The sequence below is a fragment of the Bacillus paramobilis genome, assembly GCF_038096195.1.
GTDB lineage: Bacteria > Bacillota > Bacilli > Bacillales > Bacillaceae_G > Bacillus_A > Bacillus_A mobilis.
Map to the genome: position 1 here is coordinate 1,299,063 of NZ_CP151108.1, position 24,754 is coordinate 1,323,816.

Genomic DNA, 24,754 nt, shown 5'->3' on the forward strand with positions numbered 1-24,754 from the left:
TTATGAGATTGTAATTGCTTTTTCTTTCTTCCATGAAAGGCCAAATCCAGTAAAGCCAACGATAATTGTTAAGACTGGGCAAGCTAAACAGAAAATTGCGAATGGAAGGTAATCAAATGTCGGAACGCCAAGGACGTTCGATAAGAATACACCACTTACTCCCCATGGTACGAGCGGGTTAATAACTGTACCTGCATCTTCTAATACGCGTGATAAATTACGACGCTCTAAACCGACTTCATCGTATTTATTAGCAAATGCTTGTCCTGTTAAAACGATGGATAAGTACTGCTCACCAAGTAAGAAGTTTACACCAATTGCAGTTGAAGCAGTAGAAATAATTAAACGTGTGCTATTTTTTACGAAGCTAGAGATAATATTCATTAGCTGCGTGATAATACCCATTCCTTGTAATAATCCTCCCATACAAAGAGCTAGGAAAATAAGTGCAATTGACATCATCATGCTTTGCAGGCCACCGCGAGATAGTAAGCTATCAATGTCTTTAATACCAGTTTTAGAAACGTAGCCGTCTTGCATAATTTTCATTAAATCAGCTAAAGAAGTGCTAGGTTTAAAGATAAAGAGAATAATAATTCCTACCACAATTCCTGCAAGCAATGTTGGAACGGCTGGAACTTTTTTAAATGCGAATAGGAATAGTAATAAAATAGGAATAAGTGTAACGATAGAAATCGTTGTGTTTTTCTCTAACGTGCTAATAAAGTTTGTGAAGTCAACGTCTCCACTAGTGCCGCCTCCTAAAATGAAAAAGGCGATAAAAGCAATAATGAATGCTGGAACTGTTGTCCAAAGCATGTTACGAATATGCTCAAATAAATCTACACCCGTAACAGCAGGAGCTAAGTTAGTTGTATCAGATAAAGGAGACATTTTATCTCCAAAGAATGCACCAGAAATAATTGCACCAGCGATTAGAGCCGGATCGTATCCGAGAGCACTACCCATGCCCATAAAGGCAAGTCCTACAGTTGCGGCAGTTGTAAAGGCACTACCGATACTTGTTCCAACAATTGCGCAAACAACAAAAACAGTCGGAATGAAAATCTTTGGAGATACAAGCTGGAAGCCGTACACCATTAAAGTTGGAATTGTTCCAGCAGCGATCCAAACACTAATTAATACGCCTACAAGTAAGAAAATAAAAATAGATGGAATACCAGCTGAAATACTACTGATCATCCCTTTTTCCATAGTAGACCAAGAGATTTTTTTCATAAATCCAAATGCTAATAAAAGAACGATACCAAATAAAATTGGGATGTGTGGTGAAACTTCTAATTGAATAACACTAAAGCCAATACAGAAAAAGATAAATAATGTTAAAAGAACAGATTCAATTTTTGAAACCATTGTTTTCCCCTCCTAAGTAATCTAAAATAGCTCTTTTTTATATAAAATTCGCCAATATTGTTTATTTCCTTCTTAAATTTAGAATTTTGTGACAAATTACCGGTAATTTTTGATCCTTCAATATGATACGGAAATGATTGGATAAAAAAACGTCCCTGCATATAATTATGCAGGGACGAAGAAATCGCGGTACCACCCTAGCTTGTGAAATGAATGTATCACAAAATAAAGGGTCGTATGATATGCGCTAATAAAATAAAAACGCCCCTGCAATATATGCAGGGACGAAAAATTCGCGGTACCACCCTAAATTGTGAAACAGTTTCGTTTCACCACTCTTTAGATATAACGGTCTATAACCGTCTTTCACTACTCCTTACGTTTCGCAAAAGAAGCTCCAGGGGGTAATTCATAATTCGCTCTGTACTGGTTCGCACCGACCACCAGCTCTCTGAAATCAGAAATCGAAATACTACTAAATCCTATCAATGCCGATTCATATGATGTTAGTTAAATTTTTATCACATTTTCAACTTATATGTCAATAAAAATGTGCAATATTTTTTTAGGGAAATAAAGGTTAAATGTTTTTAATGTTCTAAATTTGTACGTTATAATGAATTTGAAAGGGGAGGAAAGAGTGAAGAAAAAAATAATTCTTTTTACCACCTTACTAGTCATTGGCGGAAGTGCTGGAATTTACACAGCTTTTGCAGCTGAATCAGAGCAGGTGAAGCAAAAGCAAATACAGCAGTCAGAAGTGAAGAAAGTGAAAGAAACGGAAGAGAAGAAGTCGATGGAAAAAGCAGCTGAGAAACTAGGATTTTCTACTGAAGGGAAAACAAAAGAAGAGGTTACGAAAGAAGTAAATACCGCAAGATTTGAGAAGCGCCATGATTTATTGATTGAACATGCAAAACAACTTGGAATTGATACAGAAGGAAAAAAAGATGAAGAGATTATTTTAGAAATCGGAAAGATACAACACGGAAAGTAGAACAACTTATCGTATGATAAGTTGTTCTTTTTTAAGAACTATTTGATTTAAAAATAATTGACAGTCATTTAAATTTAATGTTAACTATATTTATAAACTAGTTAACATTAGGGGTGGCAATTGTGACTGTTAATAGTAATACGACTGAAAAATCGTCTTATACATATGAAGAATTATCGGAGAAAAATAAAGCTTATGTATGGCATCCGTTTACACAAATGAAAGATTATTTAGAAGAAGATCCTGTCATTATTGAACGTGGAGAGGGAAGAAAGCTATACGATGTAAATGGAAATGAATATTGGGACGGTGTTTCATCTATTTGGTTAAATGTTCACGGACATCAAGTACCAGAATTAGATGAAGCAATTCGTGAGCAATTAAATAAAATTGCCCATTCTACTATGCTAGGACTTGCTAACGTTCCATCTATTTTATTAGCAGAAAAAATAATTGAAGTTGTACCAGAAGGTTTGAAGAAAGTATTCTATTCCGACTCCGGTTCTAGCGCTGTTGAAATTGCAATTAAGATGGCATTTCAATATTGGCAGCATAAAGGAAAACCGAAGAAACAAAGATTTGTAACATTAAAAGAAGCGTATCACGGTGATACAATTGGAGCTGTTTCAGTAGGAGCAATAGACTTGTTTCACCAAGTGTATAGTTCACTTTTATTTGAGGCAATTAAAATGCCTTATCCATATACATATCGTTCTCCTTATGGAAATAATAAGGAGGAAATTGTAAAAAAACATTTAGAAGAAATGGAAGAGCTGCTGAAAGACAAACATGAAGAAATTGCAGCGATAATTGTAGAACCTTTAATGCAAGGTGCTGGCGGTATGATTACAATGCCAAAAGGATACTTAAGAGGGCTACGTAATTTATGTACTAAATATAATGTTTTATTTATTACAGATGAGGTAGCTACTGGATTTGGGCGTACCGGGAAAATGTTTGCATGTGAACATGAAAATGTAACGCCGGACATTTTAACCGCCGGAAAAGGTTTAACGGGCGGATATTTACCAGTTGCAATTACCGTAACGACAGATGAAATTTATAATGCCTTTTTAGGTGAATATGAAGAACAAAAAACGTTTTTCCACGGTCATAGTTATACAGGGAATCCGTTAGGATGTGCGGTAGCAATTGCGAATCTAGAACTATACGAGAAAACAAATTTAATAGAAGAAGTGGCACATAAGATAGAGTATGTGGCGACGCAATTAGAATCGCTCTTTGCATATAAACATGTAGGGGATATTCGTCAGTGCGGGTTAATGGTTGGAATTGAACTTGTGAAGAATAAGGAAACAAAAGAAGCGTTTGAATGGACAGAGAGAGTCGGTGTTCAAGTGTGTAAACGCTCACGAGAGCTGGGCATGATTATAAGACCGCTAGGTAATACGATTGTATTTATGCCTCCTCTTGCTTCTACAATTGATGAGATTGATGATATGTTACATATTTTGTATAAAGCAATCTCAGATGTTACGGAGGGAGAATAATGAGCGGTTTTTTTGTAACAGCAACGGATACTGAAGTGGGAAAAACTGTAGTTGCAGGTGCATTAGCAGGTGTATTTAGAGAATTGGGATATAACATAGGGGTATATAAACCGTTGCAAAGTGGACATGTTGCATTAAATCCAGAGGGAGATGCAGCAAGGCTAAAAGTATTATCAGGTGTACCGACAAAAGAAGATGAAATTTGCCCTTATTCCATTGAAGAGCCACTTGCTCCGAGACTTGCCATGAAAAGAGCTGGAAGAGTAGTACATTTAAAGGAAATTATGGATCACTATAATGAACGATTGAAAGAATTTAATAGCCTATTTGTAGAAGGAGCAGGTGGACTGGCTGTTCCGTATACAGAAGACGCTTTAGTAATTGATTTCGCAAAAGAATTACAGCTTCCTCTTATTATAGTCGCACGTCCTACATTAGGAACAGTAAATCATACAGTTTTAACGATTGCTTATGCGAAGGCACAGGGCTTAACAGTAGCAGGTGTAATTTTATCCGGCTGCAAAGAATGTGAAATGGAAAGAGTACAAGAAAATAAAGAAATGATTGAAGAGCTAAGTGGGGTACCGGTTTTAGGTTTATTACCATTCTTTGAAGGTGAGTTTACAAAAGAAGAAGTCTTGGAATCTGCAAAAGAGTATATAATGATTTCGAAATTAGAGGAGTTCATCCGAAATGAATCAAACGTGGCGCACACATCTTCAATCTAAATTGCAACAATTAAATGAGCAAGGGCAGTATCGCAATTTGCATGTAACAGAACAAGCAGAAGAGACATGGCTTATTCGAGATGAAAAAAGGATGCTGAATTTAGCTTCAAATAATTATTTAGGGTTAGCTGGAGATGCGAGGTTAAAAGAAGCTGCTATAGCATGCACAAGAAAATATGGAACTGGGGCGACAGCATCAAGGCTCGTTGTAGGAAATTATTCACTGTATGAAGAGACTGAGAGAAGTATATGCGATTGGAAAGGCACTGAAAAAGCCTTAGTTGTAAATAGTGGATATACCGCAAATGTTGGAGTGATTTCTTCATTAGTCTGTCGTCACGATATTGTGTTTAGTGACAAATTAAATCATGCAAGCATCGTTGATGGAATTATATTAAGCGGAGCAGAGCATAAAAGATATCGTCATAATGATTTAGATCATTTAGAGAAGCTGTTGCAAGTAGCACCGCCAAAAAAGAAGAAATTAATCGTAACGGATACTGTTTTTAGTATGGATGGTGATACTGCATATGTAAGAGATTTAGTGCAAATGAAAGAGAAATATGGAGCAATGATTATAGTTGATGAAGCACATGCGAGTGGAATATATGGAATGGATGGAGCAGGGTTATCCCATATAGAAAAAGATATTGCTCAAAACATTGATATACATATGGGGACGTTTAGCAAGGCTTTAGGGTGTTATGGTGCGTATTTGACAGGCGATGCAATTTATATAGAGTATTTACAAAATATGATGAGAAGCTTTATTTTTACTACTGCTTTACCACCAGGAACGTTAGGGGCGGTACAAAAAGCAATTGAAATTGTGAAAGAAGATAATGAAAGAAGAGAGAGACTTATAGAGAATGGAGCATATTTTAGGACACATTTGCAGGAAGCTGGTTTTGATATTGGGAATAGCTCAACTCATATTGTACCGATTGTAGTCGGTACAAATGAAACAGCTCTACGGTTTAGTAAAAGGTTGCAAGAGGTAGGTATTGCAGCAATTGCAATTCGTCCACCAACGGTTCCAGTAAATAGTTCACGGGTCCGTTTTGCAGTTACGTCCCAACATACAATAGCTGATTTGAACTGGGCTATTCAGCATATTATACGCATTGGTAAAGAAGAGGGGTTTTTAGTATGAAAGAGCTAAAGATTATTTTTATTCCTGGGTGGGGAATGGAAGAAGGTGTTTGGACTTTAGTTCTGCCGTATTTTAAAGGATATTCTGTTCAATGTATCAATTGGCGTAATGTGAGAGAACAAAGTGAATTTGCGGGGCGAATAATAGATGTAGCAAAAGATGAAAATGTAATTTTAGTTGGATGGTCACTAGGAGCGTTAGCGGCAGTTCAAGCTCATAAAAAGATTAAGGCGAAAGGTATCGTATTAATTGGTGGCACTGCTAAATTTACAAATACGAGCGACTATACGAGTGGATGGAATGCTTTGCATGTAGAACGGCTGAAAAAGAATGTAGCGAGAAAGAAAAAAGATACGCTCAAGCGGTTTTATGAAAATATGTTTACAAAAGATGAGCTGAAAGAGAATAAAAGGTTTGAAGATATGATAAAACGCTTTAAAGGTGATTCTATTCAGTCTTTGCAATTAGGTTTGGAGTATTTAATAGAAGCAGATATGAGGGAAGAGCTGAAAGAGGTTAAAGTTCCTATCCTACTTATTCACGGAGAGCAGGATGTAATATGCCCATTATCTGCAGCGCGTAGTATGGCTGAGAATGAGACTGCCACGCTCAAGGTAGTAAGTGAGGCTGGACACGCATTATGCGTAACGAATTTCGAATATTGCGGAAATGAGATAATTCAATTTGTAGAGGGGATACGACATGATCAACAAAACGTTACTACAAAAACGGTTTAACGTGGCAGCTGTATCCTACGATCAATATGCAAATGTACAAAAAAAGATGGCACATTCATTACTTTCTACATTGAATCGGCGATATAGTGCAAATTCAACGATACGTATTTTAGAACTTGGATGCGGGACAGGATATGTTACAGAGCAATTATCAAACTTATTTCCGAAAGCGCATATTACAGCCATTGATTTTGCTGAAAGTATGATTGAGGTTGCGAAAACTAGACAAAATGTGAAAAATGTAATGTTTTACTGTGAGGATATCGAAAGATTACGACTAGAAGAAACGTATGATGTCATTATTTCGAATGCCACATTTCAATGGCTAAATGATTTAAAACAAGTGATAAGAAATTTATTTCATCATTTGTCTATAGATGGGATATTACTCTTTTCAACGTTTGGACACGAAACATTTCAAGAATTGCATGCTTCGTTCCAGCGGGCGAAAGAAGAAAAAGATATACAAAATGAAACATCGATTGGGCAACGTTTTTATTCGAAAAATCAGTTGCGTCATATATGTGAAATAGAAACAGGGGATGTGCATGTTTCTGAAACATGTTACATAGAAAGGTTTACAGAAGTTAGGGAGTTTCTACATTCTATTCGAAAAGTAGGAGCGACTAATAGTAATGAAGAATCCTATTGTCAAAGTCCCTCACTCTTTCGTGCGATGCTTCGCATATACGAAAGAGACTTCACGGAAAATGAAGGGATAATGGCGACGTATCACGCTTTATTTATGCACATAACAAAAGAGGGGAAGAGATGAAATGAAACAAGTACAAACAAAAAGGGATTGGAAAAAACTTGCATATGACGTAGTAGAAGAGAAAATGATTACGAAAGAGGATGCAATAGCGATATTAGAAGCTGATGAGACAGAAGTTTTAGAGATTATGAATGCAGCTTACATCATTCGCCATCATCACTTTGGTAAGAAAGTAAAATTAAATATGATTATTAATACGAAATCTGGATTATGTCCTGAAGATTGCGGATATTGTTCACAGTCTATTATTTCAGAGGCGCCGATTGATAAATATGCATGGTTAACGCAGGAAAAGATCATAGAAGGAGCACACGAAGCAATTCGCCGTAAAGCGGGTACATATTGTATTGTAGCATCTGGTCGTCGCCCGACGGATAAAGAGGTGAATCACGTAATTGGAGCCGTTAAGGAGATTCGTGAAACGACAGATTTGAAAATTTGTTGTTGTTTAGGTTTCTTAAACGAAGATCAAGCAGGACGTTTAGCGGAAGCGGGTGTACATCGTTATAACCACAACTTAAATACACATGCAAATAATTACGAAAGTATTTGCTCCACTCATACGTATGACGATCGTGTTGATACAGTTCAAAAAGCGAAAGAAGCGGGTATTTCACCATGCTCTGGGGCGATTTTTGGAATGGGGGAGACAATAGAAGAACGCGCTGAAATTGCATTTGAATTACAACGTATAGATGCAGACTCAATTCCATGTAATTTCCTTGTTGCTGTAAAGGGTACACCGCTTGAAGGACAAAAAGAATTAACACCAGTAGAATGTTTAAAAGTGCTGGCAATGATGCGTTTTGTAAACCCAACGAAAGAAATTCGCATTTCAGGAGGACGTGAAATCAATTTACGCTCTGTGCAGCCAATCGGTTTATTTGCAGCAAACTCTATCTTTGTTGGAGATTATTTAACAACAGCTGGGCAAGAGCCGACTGCAGACTGGGGTATGATTGAAGATTTAGGATTTGAGATTGAAGAATGTGCATTATAAGGTAGATAAAAAGCAAACTTGTAAAAGAGTTTGCTTTTTTGTAAATAAAATGTAATAAATAGTTGTAAACGCTTGATATTATTGGTTTTTGAGTAAAAAAAAGAATTTTGGTGGACGAATTTTCCAAGCCCCAATTGTACATAGTAAATATGTAATTTATATTGGGTTGGAGGATTTTACATGCACAAATATATATTAGCGATTATGACTTGTCTAATTTTACTAAAAGCAATAAGTACTGATCCAGTTAAGGCTGCCGAAAATCCTGAACAAAAAGAGATGCAACAACGAATTGAACAACATTTTCGAACGAAAGCTGAACATTTTGGGTTGAAAACAGAAGGGAAAGATTTAAAGGAAGTCCGAAAAGAAATTACTATTATAGAAGAAGCGAAGAAAAGAGAGAATGTATGGAGAACAGCACAAACGCTTCGTATACAAACAGAAGGAAAAACAATGGATGAATTAATAAAAGATGTACGGAAAAAAGTAAAGAAATAAAAAAAGAGGCCGCAGCCTCTTTTTTTATGCCCATTGTTTTGATAAGTGAGCCATTTCAATCGCAGCAACGGCAGATTCATAGCCTTTATTACCAGCTTTCGTGCCTGCGCGTTCAATTGCTTGCTCAATCGTTTCAGTCGTTAATACACCGAAAATAACGGGGATGTCTGTTTGTAGTGATAAAGATGCAACCCCTTTTGCTACTTCATTACAAACGTAATCGTAATGTGTTGTAGCACCGCGAATTACAGTACCTAGCGTAATAACTGCATCATATTTTCCGCTACTAGCCATCTTTTTAGCGATTAAAGGAATTTCAAATGCGCCAGGAACCCAAGCAACATCAATATCAGTTTCTTCTACACCGTGGCGCTTTAATCCATCTAAAGCTCCGCCGAGTAACTTACTTGTAATAAATTCATTAAAACGTCCAACAACAACCCCAACTTTTAATCCTGTACCAACTAAATGACCTTCGAATACCATAATGAATCTCTCCCTTTATTATAAGTTTAGTAAATGTCCTAATTTGTTTACTTTCGTTTGTAAATACGTTTTATTCTCTTCTTTTGTTGGCATTTGCAATGGTACACGCTCGATTACTTCTAAATCGTAACCTTGTAAGCCAGCAATTTTTCGCGGGTTATTTGTTAATAATCGTAAATGTTGTAAACCTAAATCTTTTAAAATTTGAGCGCCAATACCGTAATCTCGCAAATCAGCTGGGAATCCAAGTTTTTCGTTTGCTTCTACAGTATCGAATCCATCTTCTTGTAACTTATAAGCGCGAAGCTTATTAAGAAGGCCGATGCCTCGTCCTTCTTGTCTCATATAGAGAAGAACGCCTTTTCCTTCACGCTCAATCTGAGCAAGTGCAGCATGGAGTTGTGGTCCGCAATCACAACGGCATGAGCCAAATACATCACCTGTTAAGCACTCTGAATGAACGCGTACAAGCACAGGCTCTTCTGTTGAAATATCACCTTTTACGAGTGCGATATGTTCTTTCGTATCTAATGAATTAGAATAGCCAATTGCATGGAAAGTACCGAAATCTGTAGGTAATGTAATTTCTACTTCTCTCGTCACTAATGTTTCATGGTGGCGGCGATAAGCAATTAAATCTTCTATTGTAATCATTTTTATATCAAATTGTTTTGCACACTGTAGTAAATCAGGTACGCGTGCCATCGTACCGTCCTCATTAATAATCTCACAAATAACTCCAGCTGGTTCTGCTCCGCAAAGCTGTGCTAAATCGACAGCAGCTTCTGTATGACCAGCGCGGCGCAGGACACCACCCTCTTTCGCGATTAATGGAAAGATATGTCCAGGACGATTGAAATCAGCACCTTTTGATGCAGGGTTTAACAATTCTTGTATCGTAGTTGCCCGTTCGTGAGCGCTTATTCCTGTTGTTGTAGAAACATGATCAATACTCACTGTAAATGCAGTATGATGCGAATCCGTATTATGAGCTACCATTGGTTCTAATTGTAGACGTTCTGCGTACCCTTCCGTAATCGGTACACAAACGAGGCCGCGCCCATGTGTAATCATAAAGTTAATCGTTTCCGGCGTAATATACTCTGCTAAAGCGATAAAATCGCCTTCATTTTCGCGGTTTTCATCATCACATACGATAACGACTTTTCCTTGTTTTAAATCTTCTAGAGCTTCTTCAATACGATGAAACATCATGCTTCCCCCTTATAGAAATCCGTTTTCTTGTAAAAAGCTTTTGCTCATTGAACCAGTTCGATTTACAGGTTTAGAAATAAAGCGTTCGATATATTTACCGATCATGTCACACTCAATGTTTACGATGTCACCGGCATTCTTTCCACCGATAACAGATTCACTTACTGTGTGCGGGATGAGTGAGATTGTGATGGAAGATTCGTCTATATCAAATATTGTTAAACTCGTTCCATCAACAGCGATGGATCCTTTATGCAAACAATAGCGCAGTAATTCATCAGCAATAGCTATTTTGTAATAGACGGCATTATAGTGTTGTTTTTTGTTTAATATCGTTCCGATGCCATCAATATGTCCTGAAACGAAATGTCCACCGAATCGTCCGTTTGCAGCCATCGCCCGCTCTAAATTTACTTTAGAGTGTGGTTTAAGCATGCGAAGTGATGTTGATTGCATCGTTTCAGGCATTGCGTCCACTGTAAATGAAGTTGTTGTGAAACTCGTTACAGTTAAGCAAATACCGTTAACCGCGATACTATCACCTAAGTGAGCATCTGATAAAATTTTATTTGCATGGATCGTTAACTTCATCGCTTCTCCGCTTTGTTGCATGTTTGTAATCGTTCCTAACTCTTCTACAATTCCTGTAAACATTCCGTCACCTCGCTTCGGGCATTCGCAACGATTTTTATATCATCGCCAATTTGTTTCATCGCTTGAATCTCCAAGGAAAGTGCATCTTGTAATGCTGCGAAACCATTTCCGCCAAATAAAGTAGGGGCATCTTTCCCGCCAATTAATATCGGGCTTATATAAGTTATAATTTCATTGAAATGCTTTGTTTGTAAGAAGCTTGCATGAATCGATTGGCCTCCTTCAACGAATAAAGAAAGAATTTGCTTCTCTCCAAGAAAGAAAAGGAGGTCCTCAATTTCAATTTGCTTCGTTTTCATTTGGAATATAGTTACATTTTCAGATTCATAAGAAGCTATTTTCTCTTTATTTACATCCTTACCGACAAAAATCCATGTCGGTACTAAACCATCTTTGATGACATGAGAAGATGGTGGTGTTCGTAAATGGGTATCTAAAATAACACGTATAGGATGTTTACCCCCGTTAGGAATTCTTGTCGTTAAATGCGGATTATCAGCTATAACTGTATTTACTCCAACGAGAATCGCATCATGTGTATGGCGATATTGGTGAACATCAGCTCGTGCTTCTTCACCTGTAATCCACTTACTTTCACCAGTGACAGTTGCTGTTTTCCCATCTAAGCTCATCGCTGTTTTTATGGTTACAAATGGACGTTTCGTTTTCATGTAGTGAAAAAAGAAACGATTTAATAAGGTGGCTTCTGCTTCAAGAACACCGGTAGTTACGTCGATGCCAGCTTCTTCTAATCTCTTTTTTCCATTACCAGAAACGAGAGGGTTGCAATCAAGAGTAGCAATTACAACTCGCTTAACTTCCTTTTCGATGAGTAATTCACAGCAAGGTGGTGTTTTTCCAAAATGGCTACACGGTTCAAGTGTTACATAAACGGTAGCTCCTTTTGCTTTCTCACCAGCCATATGAAGAGCATGAACTTCTGCGTGTTCTTCACCAGCACGTAAATGAGCTCCCATACCGACGATGTTTCCATCTTTTACAACAACAGCACCAACCATAGGATTTGGACTTGTTTGTCCGGATGTTCCTTCTGCTAACTGCAGGGCAATCCTCATATATTCTTGATCTGTCATTCTCTTCACCTCTCCTGAAAAAATCAAAAAACCCCAAGGATTTTATATCCTTGGGGTTTGGGAGACGTGATTTCTAGAAATATAGTTCGAATACGAAAGTATAGGAAAGAAACCTAACGATGATTGATATTTTTGCATAAGGAAAAAACCTAGCAAAATATCGAATTTTTCAAACGCTAGTCGTATCTTTTTATTCCAGTATAGAAACATAAGTATACAAAATAAAACATATATAAAGATTCAAAATGAAACTTTAAAAATATGCATACTGAAATAAAAGTGTATTCGCTATATAAAATTACTAGAAAACATATCCTTCTCCCATCCAGACTATACTGTCGGCCCTAGAGTTTCACTAGATCCACCGTTTTCGAGTTGAAAACGGGTCACGGACTTAGAAGTTTGCACTTCATCACCGCCGGTTGGGAATTTCACCCGACCCCGAAGGATGTTGTTTGCTCAAATTATAGCACAAAAAAGATAAAAGGCTAGTAAAAAATATTCGAATGTGAAGAATTGTGTGAAAATACATGTAGCTTGGCATGGTGACAAAAGTGTGAGAAATGTTGTAAGGAGAAGGGATATAACGGAGGTGTAAAAAAGAAAAACATGCACAAAAAAATGTGCATGTCACATGTGGAATTATTCTGCCTCTGGTGCTCTAACAACAGATTCGAATTTACCTTTATGCGAAGCATCGCAATAAGGCATATTTTTTGATAAACCACAACGGCATAAAGAAAATGCCGGCTTTGCTGGGAATACATTCCCTTGTGAATCGACTAATTCCACGTCCCCTGTAACGCGAAAAGAGCCATTATCATTTACTTTAATTTGTACTTTAGCCAACGCTATCCCTCCTTCCCAAACGCTTAATTTCATCATATAATTAAGAGAAGTACTTGACAATATAAAGTGAAACTTTAATTAGTGGGGGAGGTATCCCCCACTAATTATTAGTTGAACCAATCGGGCTTTTAGGGGCAGTTAATCTCCCACCTAACTTCTTTGTTTTAGCTGAGTTTTGAGGTGGGAGTTTTACTGCCCGTTAATGCGGGGTAAAAAGAGCACTTTCTTTGGGAGAGAAGAGAGTGTTATAATGTTTTTTATAACTGACTAGAGTAAGGTGACGAAAGATGGATAAACAATTACGTACATTACGAAATATTGCAAATGAGCGCACGTGGGCATCATTTTTGAATGATAATCATCCATATAGTTTGTTACACTGGTCCATTGCAGGTGTAGGACAAGAGTCAAAGGATGTTTGGTTACTTCAAGATGAAGTAACATTTCAAACGACAGAATTTCCAACGTTAGATGATGCAATGCAATGGATTTCTGAAAACATGGAACAAGTTACAGACGTTTTAGCGCAATAAAAAAACAGGCTTATGCAAGCCTGTTTTTTGTTTCTTTTACATATGAGTTTAAAAATTGATCAACGGCTGCTTCATATTCTTCTTTATTTTCGTTATAAGAGCAAGCGTGTGCACCGTGTTCTGCAATATAAAGTTGTTTATTGTTTTCTTTTGCTTCATATAGTGCTTTCGTCATATCAGCCAAAATATAATCATCATCTTTACTATGAATAAAGAGGACGGGATTGTTAATGTTTTTTATACAATCGATTGGTGAAACTTCGCGAATCGTATAACCGTCACGCACTTTTAAAAAAGCATTTGCTAGAGGTAATAAAGGCCATTTAGGTAAATGGAATTCAACCTTTAAACGGTGTTGTAATTGCCCGTAGAAATCAGAAAAAGGACAATCTGCAATATAGAAATCAGCACCATCTTCTACAAGTCCTGCGTATTGAAGAAGTGTTGCAGCTCCCATAGATTCACCATGAATACCGAGTGTTATATTTGTTCCAAAACGACTTTTTAGCCAGTCAACTACTGATTTTAAATCATGTTTTTCATAGTATCCATAGCTTGTTGTTTTTCCGCCAGTTTTACCATGACGACGATGATCATAAATAACGACATTATACCCTCTGTCTAAAAATAACCTTGCATATTTTACAGAGTTCATTTTATTTACAGTTACGCCGTGACAAAAAATCATAAACTTATTGGAATGACCAGCAGGAATGTAATATCCGTGAAGATCATATCCAAATTGCGAAGGGATATGAATTTCTTCTTTATGAAGAGCATCAAAATCCTCTATACGAAAATGTTTTTTCGTTTCTCTTTCGAGTACTTCTTCCTCTGTTTTTTTCTTTAAGTACATCACTTTATTTGTAAAGAAAATCCCAAGGGCAGTTATCGCACCTAGTATAGTAAACAATGTTGCAAAAAAACGTTTCATACTTTACCTCATCCTCCAAATACCGTTACATGTGATACACTTATATTGTATCACAATGATAGAAAGGGGGAGAAATAGGAAATGGTGTATATACAAAAAATTACGCCAGTGATGAAAGAAACAATCCGAATGTTCATGTGTGAGAACTGGGGGAGTTCGTTGATGGTTTCACGTGGGAAGGGGCATCAGTTAGAAGAGTTGCCAGGATTTGTTGCGTTCTTTGATGACAGAATAATCGGAATTATAACGTATGAAGTGACCGGAAATATGTGTGAAATTGTATCGTTAGATAGCTTTGAAGAAAGAAAAGGAATAGGAACAAAACTTGTGGAGTGTGTATTACAAGTTGCGGAAGAAGAGCGGTGTGGGCGGGTGTGGCTCATAACAACAAATGATAATATGAATGCGTTACGTTTTTACCAAAAACGTAATTTTGTGATGACGAATTTATATGTGAATGCAGTGGAAGAGGCACGAAAAATAAAGAAAGAAATTCCAAGTATTGGGTATGATAGTATCCCAATTTTACATGAAATTCAGTTAGAGTATCGTTTAGTGTAATGATGTAACAATTTTCAGAAATATAAGTTATTAACCTTGACGAATATTGTAATTTAGGTTACCGTAAAATTGTAATCTATTACCATATTAAGGGGTGACGATGTGGCAACTATACGTGATGTTGCAAAATTGGCAGGTGTTTCAGTCGCAACCGTTTCACGAGTTATTAATGAAAAAGGATACGTTCATGAGGACACAGTAAAACAAGTAAAGGAAGCAATTGAGGAATTACGTTATAGGCCAAATAGTACAGCAAAGCCATTGTTTAAAGAGAATTCAACGATAATTGCATTACTTGTAGATAATTTATATAACCCATCAAACATCACTTTGCTACATTGTATTGAGGAAATAGCATATAAAGAAGGATATCAAATCATTGTTTGTAATATAGAGAATAAAGATAGATACATACATATGTTGAAGGAAAATAACGTTGCAGGTGTTATTTTGACAAAATCAGTTTTTAAAAGTATAGGAGAAATTCCACTTCCGTTTGTTGTGATCGAGGAAAAAAAATCACATGCAAATTATTATGAAAGTGGACAAAGAGCGGTTTCTTTATTAAAAGAGAAGGGTTGTCACTTTCTTGCTTATTTCGGTGAGGGAGAAGATAGTGAAGCAATGGAAGAGCACATATCGGGATTTTTAGACGCTGTTTGGGAGGAAGGAATCTCTTATCGAGAAGAATGTGTACAAGGGTATACGAATAAACAGTTTATTACATTATTGCAAACCTATCCGTATATTGATGGAATTGTAACTTCAAGTGATAAGGTTACTTTTGAGTTAATGCGAGCAGCGAAAAATTTAAATATCTGTATACAGGATAAATTGAAAATTACTGGACTGAACGGGAGCGTAGACAGTGAATGGATAGGCCCGCCACTCATCAAAATTGAAAGTTATGACGAAGAAAATGGGAAAATAGCTTTGCAACAATTAAAAGGAAAAATAAAAAGGTAAAAGGTGCGTATAAAACGCACCTTTTATAATGTAATTGCGGCAATAAAGCCGAATATAAGTAACGGTATATTATAGTGTAGAAACGTTGGTACACATGTATCCCATATATGATGGTGTTGACCATCAGCATTTAAACCGGATGTTGGTCCAAGTGTACTATCTGATGCTGGTGATCCGGCATCTCCTAGCGCTCCGGCTGTACCGATAATTGCAATTGTGGCCATTGGACTAAATCCAAGCTGCATGCAAAGAGGTACAAAAATTGTTGTTAAGATAGGGATGGTTGAAAAGGATGAACCAATTCCCATCGTAACGAGAAGTCCAATCACAAGCATAAGAAATGCAGCGAGTGGCTTGTTATTTCCAATTATATGTGCACTCGTTTGCACAAGAGATTCAACATGTCCTGTTTTTCGAAGAACAGCGCCAAATCCAGCGGCAGCGATCATAACAAAACCGATAAAGGACATCATGCGCATTCCGCTTGTTAATATCGCATCTGCTTCTTTAAGAGGTAGACTACCACTTACTGATAAGACGATAATCCCTGCTAACGCACCGAAAATCATTGATTCCGTTGCTAATTGAACAATTAATGTAGCTATGATAGATAATAATCCGAAAGTAATGCTACGTTTTGTGTAGGGAACGATTTCATTTGCCGTAGTATGAACTTGTTCTGTTTCATACGTACGAGGTTTCCGGTACGTAATAAATACGGCTACACATAATCCAATAATCATACCGATTGCTGGAATAGTCATGGCTTTTGGAATAAGTGCGACATCAAATGTAAGACCGCTTTGCGCAGCATTTGTTTGTAATACGTCATGATAAATTTTTCCGAACCCCGCTGGAATCCACATATAAGGAGTAATCAATCCGAATGTAATAATACATGTAACAAGTCTGCGATCCACTTTCAGCTCATTTAGTACTTTTAATAGTGCTGGAATTAAGATGGGGATGAAAGCGATATGAACAGGAATCACATTTTGTGAGAAGCAAGCCATCGTTAAAATGATGAATAAAATAAGTATTTTAGAATAAACTTGTTTTTTCGTGTCTTGTTCATTGCCAATCCATTTTAATGCAGTTTGAATCATGGCATCTGGAAGTCCTGTTTTAGAAAGGGAAATAGCGAAACCGCCAAGCATTGCATAACTTAAAGCGATTGGAGCACTGTTTCCAAGGCCAGTTGTAAAAGTGTTAATCGTTTCTGAAATACCGAGTCCGCCGATAATTCCGCCTGTTAAAGCTCCAACAATGATGGCGACAATGACCTGGACACGTAACAAACTAAGCAATAGCATAACTGCTACTGCGACGAGTACAGCATTCATAATAAATGTAATCTCCCTAAATTTTTATTGTGCTCAAGCAAGTAAATATGAAGCACTTTGCTATATTTATACATAGTTGCGACATATTATTATAAATTGTTTTCTATGAAATGTAAAAGAGCCTTTGTTACTAATGCTGAAAAGCTAGCTCTTGTTTAATTGCTTGTAAAGAATTAGCGAATAATTCTGGTTCTTCTAAGTCAGGAGAATGAGCTGAATTTGGGAACCAAATCATTTTTTTTATGGGTGCTGCTATCACATCGCAATATTCCTGAACGAGTGCATAAGGAGTTTGATAATCATAGCGGCCAGAACAAAAATAAACCGGAATAGATAAACTTGAAATAGAAGAAAAGAAATCGATTGTCAGCATTTCTTCCCATAAAACACCAGATTTTAAATTTCCTGCGAGAAACTTGAACCAATCTAATAGTGTATATTCAGGAGAAAAGAAGCCTTTTCGTATGAAAGAAAAGGAAGAGCCGTTTTGGATTGCTCCTCCGAATGTGCCAAGCCATTTTCTTTGAATAATAAGGCGTCTCGTATCTAAAAATGGTGGTTTGCCTAATTTTAAAAGGGACGCTAATGCTTTTTTATGATCATGTTTTTTTGCAGAACGAATTAAATGCTGATATAGCAATTCTTCGTTTTGTTTCATATGTACAATCTGTCCAATACCGATGTAAGCCTCGATATACTGTGGATATTGATGTGCTATGTTAAGCCCAATAATACTTCCCCAAGAATGACCAGCGAGAAATAGTTTCTGTTTATTGAACTTTTTAAGTACATATTGAATCACTTCTTTTGCATCGGAAACGAATTGTTCGATTGTAAAATTTGCTCCGAAATCTTTCATTGAAAAAGATTTACCTGCCCCGCGCTGATCCCAATTAATAACGATGAAGTGTTTCTCCAATTCTTTTTGAAAATGACGAATAAATCCGATTTGTGCCATGCCCGGTCCACCATGACAGCATAATAAAATAGGTTGCTCTATGTTTTGCCCGCGAATAAGGAGAGTTTGTTTTCGATTATGAATCATAACGCTTTCCATCGTAGCAATACTATTAGGAATGAGTTGTTTATTTTCATTATAAAACTGCGGGGTATGGCTACGAAAAAGCATATTGAAAACCTCCTTTTCTGAAATCGTATGAATCGCACAGGCTATTTGTTTTGCATATACTGTTAGAAAATCATTGTAACATACCATACTAGTGTCATTTCAACACGGGAGGAGGGAAATTGTGACGATTGGAGAAATTATAGATTGCTTAAATAGACGTGAATCCATCGCTATCATAGCAAAACGTCTTGAAATAAGCCCGTATACATTATCAAAGAAATTAAGATTGATTGGATATGAATATGATGGAGAACAGAAGAAACGTATTTTTGTAGGAGATGGAGAAGAACCTCGTCACTTACAACTCCAAGAAGCGACAGCCCTTCAATATGCGAAAACGGATTATCAATTATTAATTTATGAACAATTACAAAGTATTTATGAATTACTAAGCAAGAGAGAAGAAGTAATCGCGCCAATTATGAGTATAAGTACAGAAAAAAAGAAACGTACTTTTTCTATTAATAAAGAAATATTAGCAAAACTAGATGTTATATCAGAAGCGAAAGGAATTCAAAAATCTAAACTTGTAGAAGAGGCGTTACAACAATTTTTACAGCAATATGACTTTAACAAAACAGCGCGTTTGGATGATTAAAGAAAAGGATACTAAGTTCATTGTAAGAACGAGTATCCTTTTTAGGTTTTACTAATATTGTGAATTAAGCGTAAGTGCATACCCTTTACAATAAGAATCCGGATCGCATATTAGGGAAATACTTAATTTGTTTTTTGAATTCTACCATCAATAACTGGTTGAATTGGTTCTTTTAATTGTTTTACATAATCGACTAGCGCTTCAAAGTCGTTTGGACCAGTCTCTGCATTTTTACCATTTTTAAATGATACGAATCCGTCACCGCCAGAAGCTAAGAAGGCATTTGCAACTACGCTATACGTTTTAGATGGAGATAATTCTTCTCCGTTTGTTAAACGTATATTCGTAACCTTTTCACCGTTTGGTTTATTTGCATCCCACGTATATTGAATACCTGAAATTTGAAGCATTCTTGTTGTTCCTTTTTGCCATTGCTGATTTAAAATGTCGCGAATATCTTGACCTGTTAAATCTACTTTAATTAATTGGTTTCCAAAAGGCTGAATGCCATATAATTCGCCCCATGTAATATCGCCAGCATCTAAGTCATTACGAATACCACCAGGATTCATAAGTGCGATTTGAGCTTGCATTGTTTGACGCTGTGCGTCGGCAATTACATTCCCAAGAGTAGATTCACCAGCATCATTTTGTTTACGGTCGATAGCTGCTGTAGATTTTCCTACAACTTCATTTACAAGTGGTGCGATTTTTTCTTTATATTGATCTATTTTTTGTTTTACTTGTTTATCAGGTTCTACACCTTCATGATATGTTGTAATCACTTCAGCTTTTTTCTTTACAATATCTTTTGTTTTACGATCAATTGTTACATCTACGTCCGAGAAAGCTGTTCCATAAGAGTTCGCTTGGACGATTAGTTTATTATTTACAGTACCATTTACATACGTGTGACTATGCCCACCGAAAATAACGTCAACTTCTGGATCTGTTTCATTTGCAATTCGATTAAGGTCTCCATTTGTCACGCCAGATTCATCAGTTGTTCCGCCGACATGGGCAAGGACGACGATGGATTTAACACCGAGACGCTTTAATTGTTGCGTTGATTTATTAATTGCTTCTACTTCGTCAGTGATCTGTACATTTTTAAGCATAGTAGGCATCACGACATTTGGTGTATCAGTTGTAACAACGCCAATGAATCCTACAGGAACACCATCTACCATTTTTACAGTAAATGGTGGTAAGAATAAGCGGCCAGTTGATTTGTTATAGAAGTTAGCAGCGACATAAGGGAAGTTAGCACCTTTGAAATTTCCTGTTTTCTCGTGATATCCACCGTAAATGAGGCGTTTCATTTCATCGATACCTTCATCAAATTCATGGTTTCCGATTGTACCAACATCAAACTTTAAGTCATTTAAAAATTCAATCGTTGGTTCGTCTTGTAATAATGCTGAAACTGGTGGACTAGCTCCGACAATATCGCCAGCATGTACAAGAAGTGTATTCGGGTTTTGCTTTTTACGTTCTTTTAAATAAGTAGCTAAGTAATCAGCGCCACCAGCTTCTTTGTTATTAATTTTTTTAACCGTATCTAGTTGTCCATGGAAATCATTAATACCAAGCATTTGTACGTCTACGTAACGGTTTTGTTCAGCTGGAGTCTGGGATGGAGGAGCGGCAAATACGCTTGAAAAAGTTATGGTGCTTAAAACGGCAACAGCAGGAATGATTTTTTTCCACATAATTCATTTCTCCTTTTTTTATAATCTGACATCATACGACATAATTTTAATAGATTCATAGGATTATATCTATATAAAAATTTAGTTTTTTCGAAAAATTAACACATTTACAAAAGGTGAATAATAGAGTAAAGAACCTTTTTTATTGTCGAGTTCATTGTGTATCTACTATAATGGAGAAAAAAGTAAAAGGTGAGTAGCATGAAGAAAAAGAAACAAAGACAAATGCAAAGACAATCGCAAGTGAATAAACCAGAGAAAGAGTCGCTTACATTAGGCGATCAATTAAATGATTCACTCATGCAGCAATTAAAGAATAAGAAGAAAGAATTGCAAGTGAGAGAAGAGAAAAAAGAGGCAGCTGAACTGGAGAGAAAGCGCCAAGAACAAAAAGAACGTGAAAAGAATAAATCATTTGAAGAACTGTTAAGTGAAAGTAGCCTTACTTGGAAAGACTTTAAATAATATAAAAAATGATCAGTGCATACCGCTGATCATTTTTTTGACGAGCTTGTAAGAAAAGGGGAATGTAAAATGAGAAAAATTGTAGTCGTTCCGCATGAAAATCATTGGAACGAAAAATTTCAAATAGAGTCCGAGCGATTAAAATCGGCGATGCCAGAAATGGTGAAAGTCCATCATATTGGAAGTACGTCAGTGCCAGGACTGGCAGCTAAACCAATTATAGATATGATTATGGAAGTAGAGAGTATCGACAGAGTAGATCATTGGAATGAACGTTTTGAAGAGCTTGGTTACATCGTAAAAGGGGAAAACGGTATTTCAAGACGTCGTTATTTTATTCATGGAACGGAGGAAAAGCGCTCGTATCACTTACACGTGTTTGAAAAAGGAAATCCTGAGATAGTAAGGCATTTAGCGTTTCGTGATTATATGATGGCTCATTGTGAAGAAGCAGAGGCATATGCAACCTTAAAGAAAGAATTAGCCGAAAAATATACATATGATGGCACGTTATATACGGAAGGAAAAAATGAGTTTGTGCGTAGTGTTGATGAAAAAGCGAAAGAATGGAGAGAAGGAAATATGAATAATTGATTTCGCGTTTTAGTGTATAAAATTATTATGTAAACTGTACATATGTTTTGACTTTTTGGGTGAATCTTGTTGAAATAAAGTGGTAGCTTATAAAAAATGTAAGAATGAAAGGGAGACGACTGTGCACATTCCAACAACTACACTTCATAATGGCGTAAAAATGCCGATGATTGGTCTAGGCGTTTATAAAGCGAAAGAAGGCGACGAAGTAAAACAAGCAGTAAAAACAGCGTTAGAAGTTGGATACCGTTCAATTGATACAGCGACTGTATATGAAAATGAAAGCGGTGTCGGAGAAGCGGTTCGTGAATCAGGAATTCCAAGAGAAGACATATTTATTACAACAAAAGTTTGGAACGACGATCAAGGATACGAGGAAACACTAGAGGCATTTGAAAAAAGCTTAAAGAAATTACAAATGGACTATGTAGATTTATATTTAATACATTGGCCAATAAGAGGAAAGTATGTCGATACGTACCGAGCGTTAGAAAAACTGTATGAAGAAGGTAAAGTACGTGCGATTGGTGTTTCTAATTTTCATAAACATCATTTAGAGATATTATTACCAAATTGTAAAGTAAAGCCGATGGTAAACCAAGTAGAACTTCATCCGATGTTAGCGCAATTTGAATTGCGTAATTTCTGTCAAGGTGAGCAAATTCAAATGGAAGCATGGAGCCCATTAATGAGAGGCGGGGAAGTATTTGAGCACCCGATTATTCAGGCCATTGCTACCAAATATGAAAAAACACCTGCGCAAGTTATATTAAGATGGGATATTCAAAGCGGGATAGTGACAATTCCTAAATCTGTTACACCAGCTCGTATTAAGGAGAATTTTACTATCTTTGATTTTTCACTAACAGAAGAAGAAATGACTCAAATTAATACGTTAAATCGTAATTTACATGTAGGAACGAATCCTGATAAATATGATACGCTATAAAAAGACGCTACCAGTATGGTAGCGTCTTTTTAACGATGTAAAGCGTAAGTATCACATTTAGTAATTTGCTGAAGTTGTATATATTCTGCTGTTGTTAACTGTGTTTGTTTACTAGCCTGTACATTTTCTTGCAATTGTTGGATAGAGCTTGCACCAGGTATAACAGCTGCAACAGTTTCGTTATGTAAGCAATATTGAATAACTGTTCCTGTTAAAGAGCTTTCCCCGATTCTTTCTTTTACATTCGCGAGTGTCGCATATAATTCATCGTAAGAATAAGAAAGATAATCCTTTTCTTTTACTCTTTCTATCTTTCTGGCATTATTGTCAGTTAAAATTCCTTTTGCAAGTGGCCCACGAGCAATAATGCTAATTTGATGTTCATTTAGAAGCGGGAACCATTCTTCGGGACGACGATTTAAAAGGCTATATTCCATTAGTACACTAACGATATTTGAACGTTTTGCATACTCACGGATGACATTTGGACGTATAGAAGAAATACCGTAATGGCGAATGATACCTTCTTTTTTTAATTCTTCAAAGGCTTCAATTGTTTCATCTATTGGATCTTCAATCGTCCCGCCGTGAAGTTGATAAAGATCAATATAATCAGTTTGAAGTCTACGTAAACTTTCTTTCACTTCAGCCTTTATGTAATTCTTAGAAGGATCCCAAGACCAGCCGTTTTTTTCTTCTGTCCATCGATTTCCAACTTTCGTTGTAAGAACAATTTGGTCTCGTTTCCCTTTTAATGCTTTTCCAACAAATTCTTCGTTTAATCCATATTCATATAAATCTGCTGTATCAAAAAAATTGATTCCTAAATCGATTGCTTCATCGATAATACGCATAGCTTCTGTTTCAGAAGTACCGAGAGACATACAGCCAAGTCCCATTTCTGTAACAAACAAATCTGAGTTTCCTAATTGACGTTTTTTCATAGGTCAACCTCCTTACCTTTATTGTACGAAAGGGAAAAGAGGTTGACAAACGTTTACTTTTTACCCCGCTTTAACGGGCAGTAAGCCCCCCACTTTAAAATTCGGCTCATACGAGGAAGTTAGGTGGGAGATTAACTGCCCGTAAAAGCCCGATTCGTTCAACTAATAATCAGAGGGGATGAACAAAACCCCCTCTGATTAAAGTTTCACTTTATTTGCTGTAATCCACTCTTGTACAGTGGTATACTCTTTGCCATATTGTTTTAGTTTATGGCGAATTTGCCATGCTTTTCCTACTAAAGTGACGCGATTTGGTAAAATATAAACTTTCATTTCTATCACGCTCCTTTCAATGTGGTAAAATGTATGAGGAAAGAATAGGAAATAGAACAGGGAGATGAAGTAGTATGAGTAATCTTGCAGAGAGAACAGTAAAAACTGAACCGATTTTTGATGGTAGAGTTATAAAAGTTCGTGTTGATGATGTAGTATTACCAAATGGAGCAATGAGTAAACGTGAAATTGTAAATCACCCTGGTGCAGTTGCTATTATTGCTATTACTGATGAGGGGAAAATCGTGCTTGTTGAGCAGTATCGTAAAGCGCTTGAAAAGGCGATTATAGAAATTCCGGCAGGCAAGTTAGAACCTGGTGAAAAACCTGAGGTGACAGCAGTTCGTGAATTAGAAGAGGAAACAGGATATGTATGTGAAAATATAGAGCTTATTACTTCTTTCTATACATCTCCAGGATTTGCAGATGAAATTTTATATGTATATAAAGCAACAGGTTTGACGAAAAAAGAAAATAAAGCCGAGTTAGATGAAGATGAGTTTGTGGAATTGATGGAAGTATCGTTAGAAGAAGCGATTACTCTTATGAAAGATCTTCGTATTCATGATGCAAAAACGATGTTTGCAGTACAATATTTACAACTACAAAAATAAACACT

28 protein-coding genes, 1 riboswitch and 1 other annotated feature are annotated in these 24,754 nt (G+C 36.5%); of the genes, 16 read left to right on the top strand and 12 right to left on the bottom strand.

From position 1 onward, the window contains the following. On the bottom strand, positions 1-1,374 hold the full coding sequence (nhaC, locus tag AABL52_RS06835) for a Na+/H+ antiporter NhaC (protein ID WP_341519088.1): 1,374 nt from the start codon (positions 1,372-1,374) through the stop codon (positions 1-3). A 277-nt stretch (positions 1,375-1,651) separates the two neighbouring features. Beyond that, positions 1,652-1,872 (bottom strand) — a binding site (T-box leader). A 142-nt stretch (positions 1,873-2,014) separates the two neighbouring features. Here nhaC and AABL52_RS06840 point away from each other — a divergent pair. From AABL52_RS06840 to AABL52_RS06875, 8 genes are all read left to right on the top strand, one after another. Beyond that, positions 2,015-2,371 carry a hypothetical protein gene (locus tag AABL52_RS06840; RefSeq protein ID WP_341519089.1) on the top strand — a complete coding sequence of 119 codons (357 nt, stop codon included), beginning with the start codon at positions 2,015-2,017 and terminating at the stop codon, positions 2,369-2,371. Between the two features lie 218 nt (positions 2,372-2,589). Then, positions 2,590-3,882, top strand: a complete 1,293-nt coding sequence (gene bioA / locus AABL52_RS06845) for an adenosylmethionine--8-amino-7-oxononanoate transaminase (RefSeq protein ID WP_423250479.1) — start codon at positions 2,590-2,592, stop codon at positions 3,880-3,882. After that, the gene (gene bioD / locus AABL52_RS06850; protein ID WP_341519091.1) at positions 3,882-4,610 is read left to right on the top strand and encodes an ATP-dependent dethiobiotin synthetase BioD; all 729 of its coding nucleotides are present in this window, start codon (positions 3,882-3,884) and stop codon (positions 4,608-4,610) included. Before bioA ends, bioD begins: the two co-directional genes overlap by 1 nt. Then, positions 4,576-5,763, top strand: a complete 1,188-nt coding sequence (gene bioF / locus AABL52_RS06855; RefSeq protein ID WP_341519092.1) for an 8-amino-7-oxononanoate synthase — start codon at positions 4,576-4,578, stop codon at positions 5,761-5,763. Before bioD ends, bioF begins: the two co-directional genes overlap by 35 nt. After that, positions 5,760-6,500 carry an alpha/beta fold hydrolase gene (locus tag AABL52_RS06860; protein ID WP_097843891.1) on the top strand — a complete coding sequence of 247 codons (741 nt, stop codon included), beginning with the start codon at positions 5,760-5,762 and terminating at the stop codon, positions 6,498-6,500. Before bioF ends, AABL52_RS06860 begins: the two co-directional genes overlap by 4 nt. Continuing rightward, positions 6,466-7,275, top strand: a complete 810-nt coding sequence (gene bioC / locus AABL52_RS06865; protein ID WP_097843890.1) for a malonyl-ACP O-methyltransferase BioC — start codon at positions 6,466-6,468, stop codon at positions 7,273-7,275. Before AABL52_RS06860 ends, bioC begins: the two co-directional genes overlap by 35 nt. Position 7,276: 1 nt before the next feature. Then, the gene (gene bioB / locus AABL52_RS06870; RefSeq protein WP_341519093.1) at positions 7,277-8,275 is read left to right on the top strand and encodes a biotin synthase; all 999 of its coding nucleotides are present in this window, start codon (positions 7,277-7,279) and stop codon (positions 8,273-8,275) included. A 180-nt stretch (positions 8,276-8,455) separates the two neighbouring features. Then, entirely contained in the window at positions 8,456-8,776 is a 321-nt protein-coding gene (locus AABL52_RS06875; RefSeq protein WP_000549787.1) for a hypothetical protein, read from the top strand. Positions 8,777-8,800: 24 nt separating this feature from the next. On the opposite strand, the gene ribH is transcribed toward AABL52_RS06875, so the two are convergent. The 5 genes from ribH to AABL52_RS06900 all read right to left on the bottom strand — a co-directional run bounded on the left by ribH (position 8,801) and on the right by AABL52_RS06900 (position 13,074). Beyond that, entirely contained in the window at positions 8,801-9,262 is a 462-nt protein-coding gene (gene ribH, locus AABL52_RS06880) for a 6,7-dimethyl-8-ribityllumazine synthase (RefSeq protein WP_000230901.1), read from the bottom strand. A gap of 18 nt (positions 9,263-9,280) precedes the next feature. Next, positions 9,281-10,474 carry a bifunctional 3,4-dihydroxy-2-butanone 4-phosphate synthase/GTP cyclohydrolase II gene (gene ribBA / locus AABL52_RS06885; RefSeq protein ID WP_341519094.1) on the bottom strand — a complete coding sequence of 398 codons (1,194 nt, stop codon included), beginning with the start codon at positions 10,472-10,474 and terminating at the stop codon, positions 9,281-9,283. Between the two features lie 12 nt (positions 10,475-10,486). Next, positions 10,487-11,131 carry a riboflavin synthase subunit alpha gene (ribE, locus tag AABL52_RS06890; protein WP_340421273.1) on the bottom strand — a complete coding sequence of 215 codons (645 nt, stop codon included), beginning with the start codon at positions 11,129-11,131 and terminating at the stop codon, positions 10,487-10,489. Continuing rightward, on the bottom strand, positions 11,113-12,225 hold the full coding sequence (gene ribD / locus AABL52_RS06895; RefSeq protein WP_341519095.1) for a bifunctional diaminohydroxyphosphoribosylaminopyrimidine deaminase/5-amino-6-(5-phosphoribosylamino)uracil reductase RibD: 1,113 nt from the start codon (positions 12,223-12,225) through the stop codon (positions 11,113-11,115). Before ribD ends, ribE begins: the two co-directional genes overlap by 19 nt. Before the next feature lie 309 nt (positions 12,226-12,534). Next, positions 12,535-12,678: riboswitch (FMN riboswitch) on the bottom strand. 189 nt (positions 12,679-12,867) lie between these two features. Next, the gene (locus AABL52_RS06900) at positions 12,868-13,074 is read right to left on the bottom strand and encodes a CDGSH iron-sulfur domain-containing protein (protein WP_001151582.1); all 207 of its coding nucleotides are present in this window, start codon (positions 13,072-13,074) and stop codon (positions 12,868-12,870) included. Between the two features lie 287 nt (positions 13,075-13,361). Between AABL52_RS06900 and AABL52_RS06905 the strand changes: the two genes are divergently transcribed. Beyond that, a complete protein-coding gene (locus tag AABL52_RS06905; RefSeq protein WP_000360810.1) occupies positions 13,362-13,607 on the top strand; it encodes a DUF2552 family protein in 246 nt (81 codons plus the stop codon). A gap of 10 nt (positions 13,608-13,617) precedes the next feature. On the opposite strand, the gene AABL52_RS06910 is transcribed toward AABL52_RS06905, so the two are convergent. Beyond that, the gene (locus AABL52_RS06910) at positions 13,618-14,541 is read right to left on the bottom strand and encodes an alpha/beta hydrolase (protein WP_097843884.1); all 924 of its coding nucleotides are present in this window, start codon (positions 14,539-14,541) and stop codon (positions 13,618-13,620) included. Between the two features lie 81 nt (positions 14,542-14,622). Between AABL52_RS06910 and AABL52_RS06915 the strand changes: the two genes are divergently transcribed. Then, positions 14,623-15,102: a GNAT family N-acetyltransferase gene (locus AABL52_RS06915; protein WP_340421274.1), complete on the top strand. Its 480-nt coding sequence runs from the start codon at positions 14,623-14,625 to the stop codon at positions 15,100-15,102. A 102-nt stretch (positions 15,103-15,204) separates the two neighbouring features. Further along, positions 15,205-16,068 (top strand): LacI family DNA-binding transcriptional regulator, encoded by an 864-nt coding sequence (locus AABL52_RS06920; RefSeq protein WP_341519096.1) that lies wholly within the window; start codon positions 15,205-15,207, stop codon positions 16,066-16,068. A 23-nt stretch (positions 16,069-16,091) separates the two neighbouring features. Here AABL52_RS06920 and AABL52_RS06925 read toward each other — a convergent pair whose 3' ends face one another. Both AABL52_RS06925 and AABL52_RS06930 read right to left on the bottom strand, forming a co-directional pair. Next, entirely contained in the window at positions 16,092-17,411 is a 1,320-nt protein-coding gene (locus AABL52_RS06925; RefSeq protein WP_000994829.1) for a Na+/H+ antiporter family protein, read from the bottom strand. Between the two features lie 130 nt (positions 17,412-17,541). Then, complete coding sequence (locus tag AABL52_RS06930) at positions 17,542-18,540, bottom strand: alpha/beta fold hydrolase (protein ID WP_071721228.1); 999 nt, start codon at positions 18,538-18,540, stop codon at positions 17,542-17,544. Between the two features lie 121 nt (positions 18,541-18,661). On the opposite strand from AABL52_RS06930, the gene AABL52_RS06935 reads away from it, so the two are divergent. Further along, positions 18,662-19,138: a ribbon-helix-helix domain-containing protein gene (locus AABL52_RS06935; RefSeq protein WP_000151918.1), complete on the top strand. Its 477-nt coding sequence runs from the start codon at positions 18,662-18,664 to the stop codon at positions 19,136-19,138. 122 nt (positions 19,139-19,260) lie between these two features. Here the strand turns inward: AABL52_RS06935 and AABL52_RS06940 are convergent, their stop codons facing one another. Then, entirely contained in the window at positions 19,261-20,850 is a 1,590-nt protein-coding gene (locus tag AABL52_RS06940; RefSeq protein WP_000265575.1) for a bifunctional metallophosphatase/5'-nucleotidase, read from the bottom strand. 201 nt (positions 20,851-21,051) lie between these two features. Between AABL52_RS06940 and AABL52_RS06945 the strand changes: the two genes are divergently transcribed. From AABL52_RS06945 to AABL52_RS06955, 3 genes are all read left to right on the top strand, one after another. Continuing rightward, positions 21,052-21,315 carry a YqkE family protein gene (locus AABL52_RS06945; RefSeq protein WP_000727552.1) on the top strand — a complete coding sequence of 88 codons (264 nt, stop codon included), beginning with the start codon at positions 21,052-21,054 and terminating at the stop codon, positions 21,313-21,315. A 69-nt stretch (positions 21,316-21,384) separates the two neighbouring features. Then, on the top strand, positions 21,385-21,909 hold the full coding sequence (locus AABL52_RS06950; RefSeq protein WP_341519097.1) for a GrpB family protein: 525 nt from the start codon (positions 21,385-21,387) through the stop codon (positions 21,907-21,909). Positions 21,910-22,030: 121 nt separating this feature from the next. After that, complete coding sequence (locus AABL52_RS06955; RefSeq protein ID WP_000547996.1) at positions 22,031-22,858, top strand: aldo/keto reductase; 828 nt, start codon at positions 22,031-22,033, stop codon at positions 22,856-22,858. A 29-nt stretch (positions 22,859-22,887) separates the two neighbouring features. On the opposite strand, the gene lolS is transcribed toward AABL52_RS06955, so the two are convergent. Continuing rightward, the gene (gene lolS, locus AABL52_RS06960) at positions 22,888-23,802 is read right to left on the bottom strand and encodes an aldo/keto reductase (protein WP_000747230.1); all 915 of its coding nucleotides are present in this window, start codon (positions 23,800-23,802) and stop codon (positions 22,888-22,890) included. Between the two features lie 198 nt (positions 23,803-24,000). Beyond that, a complete protein-coding gene (mciZ, locus tag AABL52_RS06965; RefSeq protein WP_000870297.1) occupies positions 24,001-24,135 on the bottom strand; it encodes a Z-ring formation inhibitor MciZ in 135 nt (44 codons plus the stop codon). Positions 24,136-24,209: 74 nt separating this feature from the next. Here mciZ and AABL52_RS06970 point away from each other — a divergent pair, with 74 nt between their 5' ends. Then, the gene (locus tag AABL52_RS06970) at positions 24,210-24,749 is read left to right on the top strand and encodes an NUDIX hydrolase (protein ID WP_098258041.1); all 540 of its coding nucleotides are present in this window, start codon (positions 24,210-24,212) and stop codon (positions 24,747-24,749) included. Positions 24,750-24,754: the final 5 nt, after the last annotated feature.

Excerpts from the sequence above, each read along its gene's own strand:
- bioF (WP_341519092.1), top strand. The coding sequence starts at position 4,576 with ATGAATCAAACGTGGCGCACACATCTTCAATCTAAATTGCAACAATTA.
- ribBA (WP_341519094.1), bottom strand. The coding sequence starts at position 10,474 with ATGTTTCATCGTATTGAAGAAGCTCTAGAAGATTTAAAACAAGGAAAA.
- AABL52_RS06910 (WP_097843884.1), bottom strand. The coding sequence starts at position 14,541 with ATGAAACGTTTTTTTGCAACATTGTTTACTATACTAGGTGCGATAACT.
- ribH (WP_000230901.1), bottom strand. The coding sequence starts at position 9,262 with ATGGTATTCGAAGGTCATTTAGTTGGTACAGGATTAAAAGTTGGGGTT.
- AABL52_RS06930 (WP_071721228.1), bottom strand. The coding sequence starts at position 18,540 with ATGCTTTTTCGTAGCCATACCCCGCAGTTTTATAATGAAAATAAACAA.
- AABL52_RS06950 (WP_341519097.1), top strand. The coding sequence starts at position 21,385 with ATGAGAAAAATTGTAGTCGTTCCGCATGAAAATCATTGGAACGAAAAA.
- AABL52_RS06875 (WP_000549787.1), top strand. The coding sequence starts at position 8,456 with ATGCACAAATATATATTAGCGATTATGACTTGTCTAATTTTACTAAAA.
- ribD (WP_341519095.1), bottom strand. The coding sequence starts at position 12,225 with ATGACAGATCAAGAATATATGAGGATTGCCCTGCAGTTAGCAGAAGGA.
- bioA (WP_423250479.1), top strand. The coding sequence starts at position 2,590 with ATGAAAGATTATTTAGAAGAAGATCCTGTCATTATTGAACGTGGAGAG.
- mciZ (WP_000870297.1), bottom strand. The coding sequence starts at position 24,135 with ATGAAAGTTTATATTTTACCAAATCGCGTCACTTTAGTAGGAAAAGCA.
- bioD (WP_341519091.1), top strand. The coding sequence starts at position 3,882 with ATGAGCGGTTTTTTTGTAACAGCAACGGATACTGAAGTGGGAAAAACT.
- bioC (WP_097843890.1), top strand. The coding sequence starts at position 6,466 with ATGATCAACAAAACGTTACTACAAAAACGGTTTAACGTGGCAGCTGTA.
- ribE (WP_340421273.1), bottom strand. The coding sequence starts at position 11,131 with ATGTTTACAGGAATTGTAGAAGAGTTAGGAACGATTACAAACATGCAA.
- AABL52_RS06970 (WP_098258041.1), top strand. The coding sequence starts at position 24,210 with ATGAGTAATCTTGCAGAGAGAACAGTAAAAACTGAACCGATTTTTGAT.
- bioB (WP_341519093.1), top strand. The coding sequence starts at position 7,277 with ATGAAACAAGTACAAACAAAAAGGGATTGGAAAAAACTTGCATATGAC.
- AABL52_RS06945 (WP_000727552.1), top strand. The coding sequence starts at position 21,052 with ATGAAGAAAAAGAAACAAAGACAAATGCAAAGACAATCGCAAGTGAAT.
- AABL52_RS06915 (WP_340421274.1), top strand. The coding sequence starts at position 14,623 with ATGGTGTATATACAAAAAATTACGCCAGTGATGAAAGAAACAATCCGA.
- AABL52_RS06940 (WP_000265575.1), bottom strand. The coding sequence starts at position 20,850 with ATGTGGAAAAAAATCATTCCTGCTGTTGCCGTTTTAAGCACCATAACT.
- AABL52_RS06905 (WP_000360810.1), top strand. The coding sequence starts at position 13,362 with ATGGATAAACAATTACGTACATTACGAAATATTGCAAATGAGCGCACG.
- AABL52_RS06860 (WP_097843891.1), top strand. The coding sequence starts at position 5,760 with ATGAAAGAGCTAAAGATTATTTTTATTCCTGGGTGGGGAATGGAAGAA.
- AABL52_RS06925 (WP_000994829.1), bottom strand. The coding sequence starts at position 17,411 with ATGAATGCTGTACTCGTCGCAGTAGCAGTTATGCTATTGCTTAGTTTG.
- nhaC (WP_341519088.1), bottom strand. The coding sequence starts at position 1,374 with ATGGTTTCAAAAATTGAATCTGTTCTTTTAACATTATTTATCTTTTTC.
- lolS (WP_000747230.1), bottom strand. The coding sequence starts at position 23,802 with ATGAAAAAACGTCAATTAGGAAACTCAGATTTGTTTGTTACAGAAATG.